The 13,456-nt window shown below is 71.9% G+C and carries 10 protein-coding genes and 1 pseudogene; 5 read left to right on the forward strand and 6 right to left on the reverse strand.

Annotated elements, in window-relative coordinates; translation table 11 throughout:
• Nucleotides 1–19: 19 nt before the first annotated feature.
• Nucleotides 20–1,369: a sensor histidine kinase gene (locus tag QQ657_RS35640; RefSeq protein ID WP_284746719.1), complete on the reverse strand. Its 1,350-nt coding sequence runs from the start codon at nt 1,367–1,369 to the stop codon at nt 20–22.
• A gap of 20 nt (nt 1,370–1,389) precedes the next feature.
• A complete protein-coding gene (locus tag QQ657_RS35645; protein WP_086856611.1) occupies nt 1,390–2,067 on the reverse strand; it encodes a response regulator transcription factor in 678 nt (225 codons plus the stop codon).
• Between the two features lie 167 nt (nt 2,068–2,234).
• Here QQ657_RS35645 and QQ657_RS35650 point away from each other — a divergent pair.
• The 3 genes and pseudogenes from QQ657_RS35650 to QQ657_RS35660 all read left to right on the forward strand — a co-directional run.
• A pseudogene (locus QQ657_RS35650) lies at nt 2,235–2,705 on the forward strand (glycosyltransferase); the annotation flags it as partial.
• A 133-nt stretch (nt 2,706–2,838) separates the two neighbouring features.
• Nucleotides 2,839–5,028 (forward strand): ArnT family glycosyltransferase, encoded by a 2,190-nt coding sequence (locus tag QQ657_RS35655; protein ID WP_284746720.1) that lies wholly within the window; start codon nt 2,839–2,841, stop codon nt 5,026–5,028.
• Nucleotides 5,029–5,135: 107 nt separating this feature from the next.
• The gene (locus QQ657_RS35660) at nt 5,136–6,128 is read left to right on the forward strand and encodes an RNA polymerase subunit sigma-70 (RefSeq protein WP_284746721.1); all 993 of its coding nucleotides are present in this window, start codon (nt 5,136–5,138) and stop codon (nt 6,126–6,128) included.
• A gap of 11 nt (nt 6,129–6,139) precedes the next feature.
• Here QQ657_RS35660 and QQ657_RS35665 read toward each other — a convergent pair whose 3' ends face one another.
• The 3 genes from QQ657_RS35665 to QQ657_RS35675 all read right to left on the reverse strand — a co-directional run bounded on the left by QQ657_RS35665 (nt 6,140) and on the right by QQ657_RS35675 (nt 8,210).
• Nucleotides 6,140–6,706, reverse strand: coding sequence for a dihydrofolate reductase family protein (locus QQ657_RS35665; RefSeq protein WP_284746722.1), 567 nt, complete (start codon nt 6,704–6,706; stop codon nt 6,140–6,142).
• Between the two features lie 90 nt (nt 6,707–6,796).
• Complete coding sequence (locus QQ657_RS35670; RefSeq protein ID WP_491047360.1) at nt 6,797–7,648, reverse strand: DUF72 domain-containing protein; 852 nt, start codon at nt 7,646–7,648, stop codon at nt 6,797–6,799.
• A gap of 37 nt (nt 7,649–7,685) precedes the next feature.
• Nucleotides 7,686–8,210 carry a helix-turn-helix domain-containing protein gene (locus QQ657_RS35675; protein ID WP_284746723.1) on the reverse strand — a complete coding sequence of 175 codons (525 nt, stop codon included), beginning with the start codon at nt 8,208–8,210 and terminating at the stop codon, nt 7,686–7,688.
• A gap of 61 nt (nt 8,211–8,271) precedes the next feature.
• Here QQ657_RS35675 and QQ657_RS35680 point away from each other — a divergent pair, with 61 nt between their 5' ends.
• Nucleotides 8,272–9,192, forward strand: a complete 921-nt coding sequence (locus QQ657_RS35680) for an alpha/beta hydrolase family protein (protein ID WP_284746724.1) — start codon at nt 8,272–8,274, stop codon at nt 9,190–9,192.
• 19 nt (nt 9,193–9,211) lie between these two features.
• Here the strand turns inward: QQ657_RS35680 and QQ657_RS35685 are convergent, their stop codons facing one another.
• Complete coding sequence (locus QQ657_RS35685; protein ID WP_284746725.1) at nt 9,212–10,762, reverse strand: AfsR/SARP family transcriptional regulator; 1,551 nt, start codon at nt 10,760–10,762, stop codon at nt 9,212–9,214.
• Nucleotides 10,763–11,088: 326 nt separating this feature from the next.
• Between QQ657_RS35685 and QQ657_RS35690 the strand changes: the two genes are divergently transcribed.
• On the forward strand, nt 11,089–13,455 hold the full coding sequence (locus QQ657_RS35690) for a phage tail family protein (RefSeq protein WP_284746726.1): 2,367 nt from the start codon (nt 11,089–11,091) through the stop codon (nt 13,453–13,455).
• Nucleotide 13,456: the final 1 nt, after the last annotated feature.

Here is a 13,456-nt window from a genome sequence, read left to right on the forward strand (position 1 = left end):
GGCGAGGTCACTGCCTTCGTCAGGCGGGTCCGGCCGGCAGCTCGACGACGACCAGCGCACCCCGTCCGTCCGGCGGATCCTCGAACCGCGCCCGCCCGCCGTGGGCGGTCGCGGTGTCCGCCACGATCGCCAAGCCCAGGCCCGATCCCGGCAACGCGCGCGCCGCCGGGGCCCGCCAGAACCGGCCGAACGCGGGTTCGCGGTCCGCCGGAGCGATCCCGGGGCCGTCGTCGGCGACGGAGATCCGGCCCGGCGCCGAACGGACCGTGACCACGGACCCGGCGGGCGAGAACTTGATCGCGTTGTCGAGCAGGTTGAGGACCATCCGCTCCAGCGCGCCCGCGTCCCCGCGGATCGACCACTCGGCGTTCTCGACGTCGAACGTGTGGTCCCGGGCGCGGCTCGACGCCCGCCGGACCGCCTGCCGGACGACGGCGGCCACGGCGACCTCGGCTTGCTCCAGTTCGTGCTCGTCGCGGGCGAGCACGACGAGTTCGGTGACGAGGTCGCCGAGCTCCTCCGCCTGCACCTGCAGCCGGTCCAGCGTCCGGGCGCGCTGCCCGCCCGCCAGCGGACGGCCGGTGTGCTCGCTGCGGGCGAGCAGGTCGATGTTGGTGCGCAGGCTGGTCAACGGGGTGCGCAGCTCGTGAGCCGCGTCCGCCACGAGCGCCCGCTGGCGACGGCGGGACTCGGCGAGCGCGCCGGTCATCGCGGCGAACGCGCGGCCCATCCGGCCGACCTCGTCGCGGCCGGACACCGCCACCGGGAGCTCGAGGTCCTGGGTCCGCGCGATCTCCTCGGCGGCGCCGGTCAGCCGCGCCATCGGCTCGAGCGTCCGGCGGGTGAGCAGCAGGCCCGCCGCGGCCGCGAGCGCCGCACCCAGCACCGACACCACGACCAGGACGTTGCGCAGCCCGGTCAGCGTGCTCTCGACCTCGGCGAGGCTGCGCGAGATGGCCACGACGGTCCCGTCGCCGGCCGGGCCGAGCAGCACCCGCACCGGCGCGCCGGACTGCGTGTGACCGTCCCGCAGCGTCACCGTCCGCGTCGTCCGGTCCGACGGCTCGAGCACGACCGAGTCCACCCCGGCGGGCGAGCACGTCGTCCCGTCCGCCTTGAGCAGCTGGATCCCTTCGAGGAACCGCTGCAGCGGACGGCCCTCGTTCACCGCACGGCACAGGTCGGCCCAGTCCGGCTTCGGCACGGCAGGGTCCTGCGCGCCGGGCGGCGGCCAGCCGCCAAGCAGTGTCTCGTCCAGCTGCGCACGCAGGTTGTGCTGCGTGGTCACGTACGTCACGGTGCTGATCGACGCGATCGCGAACGCCACGATCGCCGCGGTGATCAGCGCGACGCGGCTGCGCAGCAGCATCCGGCGCTCTCCGCGGCGTTTCACGGCGCCCGCAACACGAACCCGACACCGCGGACGGTGTGCAGCAGCCGGCTCGCCCCGCCCGCCTCGGTCTTGCGCCGCAGGTACCCGACGTAGACGTCGAGGTTGTTGGTACGGCTCGGTTCCGTCCCCCACACCGCCTGCCGCAGCTGGTGCTTGGTCAGCACCTTGCCCGGGGCGTCCAGGAAAGCCGTCAGGAGGTCGAACTCGGTCGGCGTCAACTCCATCCGCTGCCCGCCACGGGTGACCTCGCGGGTGCGCGGGTCGAGCTCCAGGTCCGCGAACCGGCGGACCTCGGGCACGGACCGGCGGCCGCGGTTCTGCTTCAGCAGCGCCCGGACGCGGGCGAGCAGCTCCTCCAAGGCGAACGGCTTGACGAGGTAGTCGTCGGCCCCGGAGTCGAGGCCGGTGACCCGGTCGCCGAGCGCGTCGCGCGCGGTGAGCATCAGCACCGGCAGCCGCTCGCCCGCCGCGCGGATGCGCCGGCACGTCTCCAGGCCGTCGACGCCGGGCATCATCACGTCGAGGATCACCAGGTCGGGCTTCCGTTCGCCCGCAACGACTTCGAGCGCCGTCACACCGCAGATCGCCGTGTCGACGCCGTAGCCCTCGAACTCCAGGCTGCGCTGAAGGCTTTCCCGCACGTCGGGATCGTCGTCCACCACCAGCAGTCGCACCCGGCGGAGGCTACGCGGTCAGCCTGTGCGTGAGCTGTAGATCCACTTCTCATGATTCTCTCAGGCGAAGACCAGGTGCTTCTCACGATCAGTAGTCCACCGTATGGGCAACGTAACCGGTCACACAGCGTCGTGCTCGGCCGCGAACCAGCGAGAACGGAGGAAGCATGTCGGTCGGCGCGACCGGGGGTCTGCGGACCTCCCCCGAACACCGTGCCGCGACGGCCACGGTGGACATCGTCATCCCGGTGTACAACGAGGAACGCGCACTGCCCGGCTGCGTGCACGTGCTGCGCGAGTTCCTCCGCGACCAGTTCCCCTTCGGCTGGACCATCGTGATCGCCGACAACGCCAGCACGGACCGGACGCTGGAGGTCGCCGAGGCACTCGCCCGCGAGCACGACGCGGTCCGCGTGTGCCACCTCGACCGCAAGGGCCGCGGTCTGGCCCTGCGCGAGACCTGGCGGGCCAGCACTGCCGACGTCGTCGTGTACATGGACGTCGATCTCTCCACCGGGCTCGACGCGCTGCTGCCGCTGGTGGCTCCGCTGGTCAACGGGCACTCCGACCTGGCCATCGGCTCGCGGCTGGCCCCCGGGGCTACTACGCGTTCACCTCGGCCGCGCTGCTCGCGCTGCACGCGTTCGACCCGGAACCCGGGCGCGTGCTGGAGCTGACGGTGCTGTTCGCGGCCTCGGTGCTGGGCACCGCGGGCCGGTTCGTGCTCCTGCGCAGCTGGGTCTTCCGCAAGGACAACCGAAAGGACGAACAATGACAGTCGCCGCCGACCACGCGGCACCCGCCGGCCGCGTCGCAGTCCCGCCCCGGGCGAGGTGGCAGGTCTGGGCGTTCGCCGGGATCTGCGTCGCCGCGGGTGTGCTGTACGCGTGGCGGATCGGCGCGGGCCAGCTGGGCAACACGTACTACTCGGCCGCTGTGAAGTCCATGACGGGCAGCTTCACGAACTTCCTCTTCGGCTCGTTCGACCCGTACGGCGTGTTCACTGTGGACAAACCGCCGATGTCGCTGTGGCCGCAAGCGCTTTCGGTGCTGGTGTTCGGCTTCCACGGCTGGGCGCTGCTGCTCCCCCAGGTGCTCGAGGGCGTCGCGGCGGTGTTCCTGCTGCACCGCGCGGTGCGGCTCTGGGCGGGCGAGAACGTCGCCCTGCTGGCCGCGCTGATCCTCACGCTGACCCCGATCACCGTCGCGATCAACCGCGACAACAACCCGGACACGCTCCTCGTGCTGCTGCTCGTCGCGGCGGCCTACGCGTTCACGCGCTCGGTGAAAGCGGACACGAGCCGCGCGCGGACGAACTGGCTGCTGTGGTGCGCCTTCTTCATCGGCTGCGGGTTCGTCACCAAGATGATGCAGGCGTGGATCGTCGTCCCCGGGTTCGCGCTGGCGTACCTGGCCGGGACGAGCGCGCCGGTCAAGCGGCGGATCCTCGACCTGCTCGGGGCCGGCGTCGTCCTGTTCGCGTCGTCGTTCTGGTGGGCGGCGCTGCACGACTGGTGGCCCGGGGCCAAGCCCTACATGGGCGGCAGCACCGACGGCACCGCCTGGAACCTCATCTTCGGCTACAACGGCTTCGGCCGGATCTTCGGCAACGAAGGCAACCCCGGGGGCAGTGGAGGACCGCGCCCGGACCTGCCCGAGGGAATCACCCTGCCGTCCGGGATGGGCGGCGGCGCCGGCGGGATGTTCGGCGGCGACACCGGTCTCGGCCGGATGTTCAGCACGTCGGTCGGCGGGCAGATCTCGTGGCTGCTGCCGCTGGCGCTGGTCGTCCTGGTGGTCGTCGCCGTCCAGGGTGTCCTGCGGATGGCGGCCAAGCAGCCGGGCGACGCGGCGCTGCGGGCCGGCTGGTTCGCGTGGGGCGGCTGGCTGCTGGTGACCGCGGTGGTGTTCAGCTACGCGCAGGGCATCTGGCACCCGTACTACACGACGATGCTCGCCCCGGCGATCGCCGCGATCTCCGCGGCCGGGCTGGCGCGGTTCTGGCGCGCCTACCGCGGCGACGGCGCCGCCGAGCGTGCGGACGTTCCGCCGCGGGCCGGAGCCGTCCAGTTCCTTCGCGCGCTCGGTGAACCCGGGTGGCTGCTGCTGCCCGCCGCGGTGGCGCTCACCGCGGTGTGGGCCTTCGTGCTGGCGAGCCGCGATTCTTCGTGGCAGGGCTGGACGCGCTGGGCGGTCCTGGTGGCGGGCGTGGTCGCGCTGCTCGCGGGCCGGCTGGCCGAAGCGCGCCGCGTGGTGCTCTCGCGCGTCTCGCTCGTGCTCGGGCTGGTCACCCTGCTGCTGGTGCCGGCGGTGTGGTCCACGGCGACCGCCGCGACCGGCGAGAACCTCGGTGTGATGCCGGCCGCGGGCCCGAGCGGCGGCTTCGGCGGTATGCGACCGGGCGGCACTGGTGGCCCCGGCGGCTTCCCCGGCACCGGCGACCTGCCCGGCGGCACCGGCGCAGGTTTCCCTGGAGTTGCCGACCTGCCGCAGATGCCGGGCGGCACCGAACGACCGTCCGGCGGCTTCGGCGGCATGATGGGCGCCATGGACGGCAAGCTCACCGACGAGCAGCGCCGCGTCCTGGACTACGCGAAGCAGCACAGCGGCGGCGCGGAGATCACCCTGGCCGTCGACGGCTCGGCGAGCACGGTGGCGGGCTTCATCATCGGCTCCGACGAGACGGTCATCGGCATGGGCGGCTTCATGGGCAGCGACGACTCGCCCTCGGTCGGCCAGCTCCAGCAGTGGACGGCCGAAGGCAAGCTGAAGTTCGTCCTCGGCGGATCCGGCGGCGGCATGCCCGGCATGAACGGCGGCGCCGGTCAGCGTCGGCAGCAGTGGACCGAGCAGCACTGCACCGCCGTCGACCCGGCGGCTTACGGCGGGCAGGCCACCCAGCAGGACGAGCAGACCGGGCCGATGGGCATGGCGCAGACCCTCTACGAGTGCCACGCCTGATCCGCCCCTGACGAACGGCCCGGTGTCAGCGACGGCACCGATCAGAAATCCTCCGCCACGCCGTCAGTTCTGGCAGCCCCCTCGCACCGGTGGAAGGATCGATGACCATGACCGACGCTGGACCGCTGGACGCCGACGAGGCCACGTTCATCGCGGCGGCCCGCTCCGGTGATACCGCGCGGTTCGCGCTCGTCACGGAGCGCCACCGGCGTGAGCTGCAGGTGCACTGCTACCGGATGCTCGCGAACTACGACGACGCCCAGGACATGACGCAGGAGACGTTCCTGCGAGCGTGGAACAAGCGGGAGACGTTCAAGGGCCACGCCGCGCTGCGGACCTGGCTGTACCGGATCGCGACGAACGTCTGCCTCGACTTCCTGGACAAACGCACCCCCCTGCCGTCCGGGCTGTCGGACTCCGAGGTGCCTTACCTGCAGCCGTACCCCGACCGGATGCTCCCCGAGGACCCGCAGGAATCGGTGGTGGCGCGGGAGACGATCGAGCTGGCGTTCATCGTCGCCGTCCAGCACCTGCCGCCGCGGCAGCGGGCGGTGCTCGTCCTGCGCGACGTCCTCGGCTGGCCGGCGTCGAAGGCCGCCGACGCCCTCGAGCTGACCGTCGCCTCGGTGACCAGCGCACTGCAGCGGGCACGCGTGACGATGCGCGAGCAGCTGCCCGCCGGCCGCCTCGACTGGCGGAGCCCCGCCACCCACGAGCTGTCGACCGACGAGCGCGGCGCGGTGAAGTCGTACATCGACGCCCATGAGCGCAACGACCTCGACGCGCTGATGTCCCTGCTGCGCGACGACTTGCGCTTCGCGATGCTGCCCGATCCGGGCACCCTGGTCACGACGGCCGAGGACGCGGTGGACGGCTGGGTCTCCGGTGGGCTCTTCCAGCGCGGTCACGACGACTGGCGCGGTGTCACCACGACGGTCAACCGCATGCCGGCCGCCGTGCTGTACCTCCGCACCCCCGGCGACCCGGAGTACCGGCCGTTCGCCATCGCGGTCCTGCACATCGTCGACGGGCAGATCGCCGAGCTCACCGGATTCGACGTCGCCGGCAAACCGTGGCTGGACCTGCCCCCGACGCTGTGATCACCGGCGGCTCATCGCTTCGTCTCGTATCGGGTCAGCACCGCACCGCCGGGAAACGTCCGCGTCTCCACGAGGTTCAGGTTCACCCAGCTGTCCAGCGCGGTGAAGAACGGCGTGCCGCCGCCCACCAGGACCGGATGGGTGACGATCTCGTAGTCATCGACCAGCCCGGCCCGCACGGCAGCCCCGGCGAGCGTTGCGCCGGCGATGCGCATCGGGCCGCCGTCCTCGGCCTTGAGCCGGGTGATCTCGGCGACCGCGTCGCCGGTGACCAGGCGGGTGTTCCAGTCGACCTTGTCGATCGTCGAGGAGAACACCACCTTCGGCGTGTCCCGCCAGTTCCGCGCGAACTCGATCTGCGCCGGGGTGGCGCCCGGCAGCTGGTCGCCGGTCGGCCAGTGGGAGCTCATCGCCTCCCACAGCTTGCGCCCGTACAGCGTCAGACCGCTCGCCTGCTCCTGCTCGAGCCACCACTGGAACAGCTCGTCGCTCGGCGGCCCGCTCCAGCCGATGTCGTCGCCGGTCGCGGCGATGTAGCCGTCCAGGGTCACGTTCATGCCGAAGATCAGTTTCCGCATCGTGCCAGCCTTCCGTGAGTCGATCTCACAGGTACAGACGGGCGAGGCGCGAAAACCTGATCGGTGGGCGATCCGCAGGCGGCGACCGGTTCAGAACAGGGTCGCGGGCTCGATCGGCTCCGGCTCGGGCAGCGCGTCGAGGGCGGGCACCAGCGCTCGTACGTCGTCGTGGAAACGGCGGGCCAGCGCCGGTGCGTCGTTGTTGTCGGGGGTGTGCAGGAAGACCGTCGGCGATCGGCCCTCGCGCAGCCAGGCGGCGACCGCCTCGGCCCACGGCCGCCACCCCTCGACCGTCTCCTCGACCGAGTCGCGGCCCAGGTAGCGGACGATCGGCCGGTCGGTCAGGGCCCGCGTCCGCCGGGGCAGCCGTGGTTTCTTGGCCCAGGCGTCCTGCTCGGCTTCGCTCGTCGGCGGGCTTCCGAAGAAGACCGTGGTGTCGAACGGCACCCACTCGGCGTCCGCGCCGGCGAGCGCCCCCTCCAGCAGCGACGTCGAGCCGGCGTCGGTGAAGAACCCGGGGTGACGCACCTCCACCGCGCGGCGGCGGTCAGCGGGGAGGCGGCGGAGGAAACGGCCGAGCGCGTCGACGTCCGACGGGCCGAACGAGCCGGGCAGCTGGGTCCACAGGACCGCTCGTTCGCCGAGCGGTTCGATCGCGTCCAGGAACGCCCGCATCTCGGTCTCGACCCCGGCGAACCGGCGCTCGTGCGTGACGACCTTGGGCACCTTGACCACGAACCGGAAGCCGGGATCGGTCTGCTCCGCCCAAGTCGCGACCGTGGTCCGGGCGGGAGTCGCGTAGAACGTGGTGTTGCCTTCGACCGCGTTGCACCAGCCGGCATAGGCCCGCAGGCGCTCGCCGGCCGGCAGCGACTGCGGCACGAACCGCCCGGGCCACGCCTTGTGGGTCCACATCGCGCAGCCGACATGAAGACGCGCCACTCCGTCAGCTCCCCTCGATCGTCGACGAAATTACCGGTCACTCCGCCGGCATGGTCACCAGGCTGACCATGCGGCGGGTGCGGCCCTGGCCGGGGTCCCGGCCCAGCCGGGCGGTGACGGCCTCACGGATCGCCGTGGACAACTCGGCCATCTCGGCGTCGGTCAGCCACAACGCCGCTTGCTGGTACGTCACACCGTCCGCGGTGGGGTCTGTCGGATCATGGGTCAGGTACTGGTCGAAGTCGGCCAGGAGACCGCCGACGAACGCGGTGAACGTCTTGCGGTGGTCCTCGGCCGTCATCGCCGCCCGGTCGGCCGGGCCGATCTCCGCGTGCTGCCAGGACAGCCGGTACCTGCGTTCGACCGTGCCCCGGACGCGTTTTTCGTCGAGCACCTCGAGCACGCCCGCCGACGCGAGCGCCGCGACGTGGCGGTACATCGTCGCGTGCGGGATGTCCGGCAGGCGCTCGCGCAGCTCGGCGGTCGTGGCCGGGTGGCCGTCGAGGAACGTCCGCAGGATGCGGAGCCGGACGGGGTGCAGCAGCAAGTCGAGCGTGGCCATGGACACCACCTTCCCATGTCTGATACTAATATCAAAACTGATACCAATGGAGGTGCGTCCGATGGAACGCGGCACGACCACAGACGATGTGCGGGAGCTCCGGCTGACCGTCCCGGCCGCCGACGGCCTCGCCCTCGCGAGCACGCTCACGCTGCCCGCCGGCGACGGCCCGCACCCGGCCGTGCTCTGCCTGCCCGGCTCCGGGAAGGTCGACCGCGACTCCAACGCCGGCCGGGTGCGGATGGACCTCGGCCGCCCGCTCGCCGCCACCCTGGCCCGGCACGGCATCGCCTCACTGCGCTACGACCGCCGCGGCGTCGGCGCCACCCCGGGCGACTGGCACAGCGTGGGATTCCTGGACAACCGGGCCGACGGCGAGGCCGCCCTGAACGCCTTGCGCGGCCACCCGGAGATCCGCTCCCGCGCCGTCGGTGTGCTCGGGCACAGCGAAGGCGCTGTCCACGCGATGTGGCTGGCCGCCCACGCCCAGCCCGCCGCCGCGGTCCTGCTCGCCGGCTACGCGCGCCCCGGTGAACAGGCCCTGCGCTGGCAAGGCACCCGGCTGGCGGACTCGCTGCCGCGCCCGCTGCTGCCCCTCCTGCGCCGCGTCGCCACCCGGCAGCTGGCCCGGCTGGCCGCCACCACCACCGACACCGCCCGCATCGGCGGCCTGCGGATCAACGCCCGGTGGTGGCGCGAGCAGCTGGCTTACGATCCGCGCCCGGACCTGGCTCGCATCCCGGTTCCCGTGCTGGCCGTGACCGGCGCCAAGGACGTCCAGGTCGACCCGGGCGACCTCGACGTGATCGCGCAGCTGGTGCCGGGCGGGGCCGAAACCCACCGGGCTCCCGGCCTGACCCACATCCTCCGCCGCACCGACGGGCCGGCATCCGTGTTCTCCTACCGCCGGCTGCTTCGCGACCCCGTGGACGAGGAGCTGCTCACCACCGTCGCCGGCTGGCTGGCGACCCGGCTTCGCTGACCCGGCGCCCGGTGCGCCGTCACGGCCGGGCAACTCGCCGCGACCGCCCCGCGGGCCCGCACCGGGTCGCGCGGCCCGGCCCGAGCGTGACCACGACCTCCGCCGCGCCCCGGGTGGCGCGCAGCCGCTCGACTATCGCCGACATCGGCAGGTGCGAACGCAGGGTGGCGAGCCCGGCCACGAGCGCCAGCGTGAGCGGAAAGCCTTGGCAGAACTCGACGACGTCGTCGAGGGCGGCGCCTTCGGCCGCGAGCCGGGACTCGCCGACCCGCCGGGCCAGCAGCTCCCGGGACTCGGCCGGGGTGAGCGCACGCAGCGGCAGGGCGCACGTCCCCTCCGCGACCGCCAGCTCGTGGAGGGCCTGCCTGCTGGTGACGACGGTCAGGCACCCGGGCGACCCCGGCAGCAGCGACCGGACCTGCGCGGCGTCGCGGGCGTCATCCAGCACGACCAGCACCCGCTGGTTCGCGAGCAGGCTGCGCAACAGCGCGGAGGCGCCGTCCACCGTGCCGGGGACGCGCGTCTGCGGCACGCCGAGCGCTTCCAGGAACCCGTGCAGCACGACGGCTGTCGCGGCGGCGCCGGCGGAAGGGTCGGAGCCGCGCAGGTTCGCGTACAGCTGCCCGTCGGGGAACCGCGGCGCGAGCCGGTGCGCGGCGTGCGTCGCGAGCGTCGTCTTGCCGACGCCGGCGACGCCGGTGATGGTCCGGACCCGCGGGACCGGGGCGCCCGGCCGCTCATCGGCCGCCAGGAGGAGGGCCAGTTCCCCGCGCCTGCCCGCGAAGTACGGCACGTCCATCGGGAGCTGCGCCGGCCGCACGATCGGGACCGGCGCGACCGCCGGAGCGGCGACGAGGCCCCAGGTGCGGGCGGCCTGGCGCAGCACCCGGCCGTGGGCGGCGCGCAGCTCCGGGCCCGGGCCGACGCCGAACTCGTCGGCCAGGCACCGCCGCGCCGTCTCGTAGGCGGTGAACGCCTCGCCCTGCCGGCCGGTGACACCCAGCGCCAGCACGAGCCTGGCCAGCAGGGACTCGTCCAGCGGGTAGCGGCCGCTCGCCTCGCGCAAGGCGGTCACGACCTCTTCGGGCAGCGCCGTGTCCACCAGCACGTCGACGGCTTCGCGGAGCGCCTGCAGGTACTCCATCTCCACCGCGACGAACACGGCGTGTTCGGTGACGTGCCGGGGGCACCCGGTCGCGACCGGCCCGGTCCACAACGCCAGCGCCTCGCGGTAGCGCTCCCCCGCCTGCGACCAGCGCCCCGCCGCGCCGGCGGATCTCGCGTGGCACACCAGGTCCCGGAACCGGTGCAGGTCGACGGCCTCGGCCCGCGCGTCCAGCTGGTACCCGTTGGCACTGCGGGACAGCCACCGCCCCGCGGCCCGCTCGGGCAGCAGGGGCTCGAGCAGCCGCCGGATCGCGCCGATGTGCCGGTGGATCACGTTGGCCGCGCTGGGCGGCGGGTCCGCGCACCAGATCACCTCGACGATCTTGGCCATGGAAACGGGGTGCCCGAGTTTCGCCATCAGCAACGCCAGAATGGCCCGCTGCTGGGGAGAACCCAGCGTCACGTCGGTTCCGGATCGCCGAACGCGAACGGGCCCCAGCACGAAGAAATGGAACTCGATTTCCCCCATGTACGTTTTCCACCTGCGTCGCTGGACGTTTTCCGGTCGTGCTCGAGATTACCCACGACCCCATCGGAAGCAATGGCAGGCAAGGAACTCTGCCTGAACGGGTGGCCGTCGATCACTCACACGGCCGCAGGCGCAATCGCGGGGCACAAATACTGTCAGCCACCCGCCCGGCGGGCAGAGTCCGGTCAGTTTTCCGGCACTGCGCTTTTCTAGATTGGCGGAAAGCCCGGTTCCGACGACGACCGCAAAGGTGACCAGCCATGCTCCTGACCCGGCCCGTTCCGTTCGCCCTCACCGACTGCCGCGCCGCACACGGCCGCGGGTACGACATCGAAGTCCACGACGGCACCACCTGGCGGCCGCACGGGCGGCTCTTCGTGCGGGACGACCTGGTCGCGCACGACGACGACCCCGTCCACGCCGTCGAGTACCACGGCGCGAACCACGCGCTGCTGCTGCGGGGCAAGGACGGCGACCCCACGTTCCTGGCCCGGCTCAACCTGACCGAATGCGGGTCCGCGTTCGTCGGCACGATGTCCACCGGCGGCGGCACACCCCAGGCCGTGCGCGGCGCGGCGATCGAGCAGGTCTACCACACCGAACGGCACCTGAAGGAGGATCCGTACGCCCCGTTCCGGCCGGCGGAGGACCTCACCATCAGAACCGCGTGGGCCGGCCACGACCTGAAGGTCACCTACCTGCTGGGCACCGAAGACGTCAGCGACCGCACCCGCGTGACCAAGGTCGACCGCACGAAGGGCGAAACCACGCTGGAGATGGTCCCGCAGCTCGTGGCCCCGTTCCGCCAGAACGCGTTCGTCATCGTGCTCGCCTCCGCGAGCCGCACCTTCGCCGGGACGTTCACCGACGACGACGGCAGCGACTACGACTGGCGCGGCAGCTCCCTCACCGTCGTGCTGCCGGCGCGGGCCCGCGCGGCCACCGCCGTGGATCCCGCACCCGCCACGCTGTCCTTGCAGGACCTGGACAACATCTCCTCGATCGAGATCGTCACCGACGACAAGGGCAACCGGATCACCGTCGACTACGCCCAGACCACCTGCGGCGGCTACTTCAACAAGTGCCTCGTCAACGGGCTGGACGACAAGTGGGTCAACGGCATCTACGGGCACCGGTACACCCTCCCGGACGGCGTGAAGAAGGTGTTCGGCAACTCGAAGCAGTTCTTCTCCGACAACGCGGTCCTCGGCACCGGCCAGATGCTCTACGACAACCTCGGCACCTGGGAGCAGTACAAGGACCTGATCGGCAAGATCCGGCCCGAGACCATGAAGACGGTCTGGACGGACATGGGCAAGAGCGAGACCGAGGGCGTGCGCTACCAGGAGGCGAGCAGCGCCCTGTACCTGGAGGGCTACCGCGACGGCGTCGCGGCGATGCGGCCGTACCTCGACGGCGACCGCCTGAAGTGGGCGGAGGACTACTTCAAGTGGCTGACCGACGACGCCAACCTGCTCACCTGGCAGATCCAGGTCGCCAGCAAGCAGTTCGACAACGTCAAGACCCGCATGTACGAGTGGTACGTCAAGCTGCAGGTGCTCGCGCCGGAGAAGGACTACGGCCAGCGCATGACGACCATCGCCTACGCGGCGCTGCTCGGGGTGAACTACTCGAAGTCCCAGTGGTCGGACGACCTCAAGCCGTTCCTCCAGGCCCTGATCGAGAACGCCATCGCCGGCAAGGTCGACCCGAGCGTCATGGACAAGCTCCAGCAGCAGGCGGCCGCGGAGAACCAGGAGCTGCTGAAGACCCTGATCACCACCACCGACTCGATCGTGATGCTGGTGGACGGCATCGCGGCGGCCCTCTCCAACTACCAGCGGCAGTCGCTGCAGCAGCTCGCCGGGAACCCCGAGGCGCAGCGCCTGATCGGCCGGCAGCTCGGCGGGAGCCAATACGAGGCGTGGAACCAGCTCACGCGGAGCGGGAAGGTCAAAGGCCTGCTGAGCACCCTCTTCTACGGCGCTTCGGCCGGTTTCCTCATCTACTCCATCGTCCAGGACAGCAAGGACCCGCAGACTCCCAAGACGGTCACCGCAGAGGTGAACCTGGGCATCCTCGCCCTGGCGATGCTGGTGCAGGGCGTCCAGAAGATGATGTCGCTGGGGGTGGGCCGCTTCTTGGAGAACTTCGCGGCCGGCGGCCGGGGCAGTGCGTTCCGCGCCTTCGCCGGTGACATCGCGACCTGGTTCGCCGAAGGCGGCAAGGTCGTTCCGAGGGGCCCGGTCGGGCGAGCGTTCGTGAGCGTCTTCGGCGAGAACGCCGCGGAGTTCATGGCCCGGCGGATCGGGCCCGCGATGGCCGTCTGCGGCCTGGTGCTCGCGGCGATCACGCTGTACGACGCCATCAAGTCGGGCGACGTGCGCAACATCGTGTTCGAGGCGCTGAACACCTTCGTCGCGCTGGCGACCGTCGCCCTGATCGGCCTGGAGCTGATGAGTGTCGCGTGGGCGGGGCCGGTCGGCCTCGCCGTGGCGGCCATCGGCATCGTCATCGTGCTGATCCAGTTCATCTGGAACTGGATCGACCCGCCCCCGCCGCCGCCGGACCCGATCAGCGACTTCGTCAAGGGCCCGATGGTGGCCAAGGGCTTCGCCAACGCGTGAC

It is taken from the genome of Amycolatopsis ponsaeliensis (genome assembly GCF_030182635.1).
GTDB classification, from domain to species: domain Bacteria; phylum Actinomycetota; class Actinomycetes; order Mycobacteriales; family Pseudonocardiaceae; genus Amycolatopsis; species Amycolatopsis ponsaeliensis.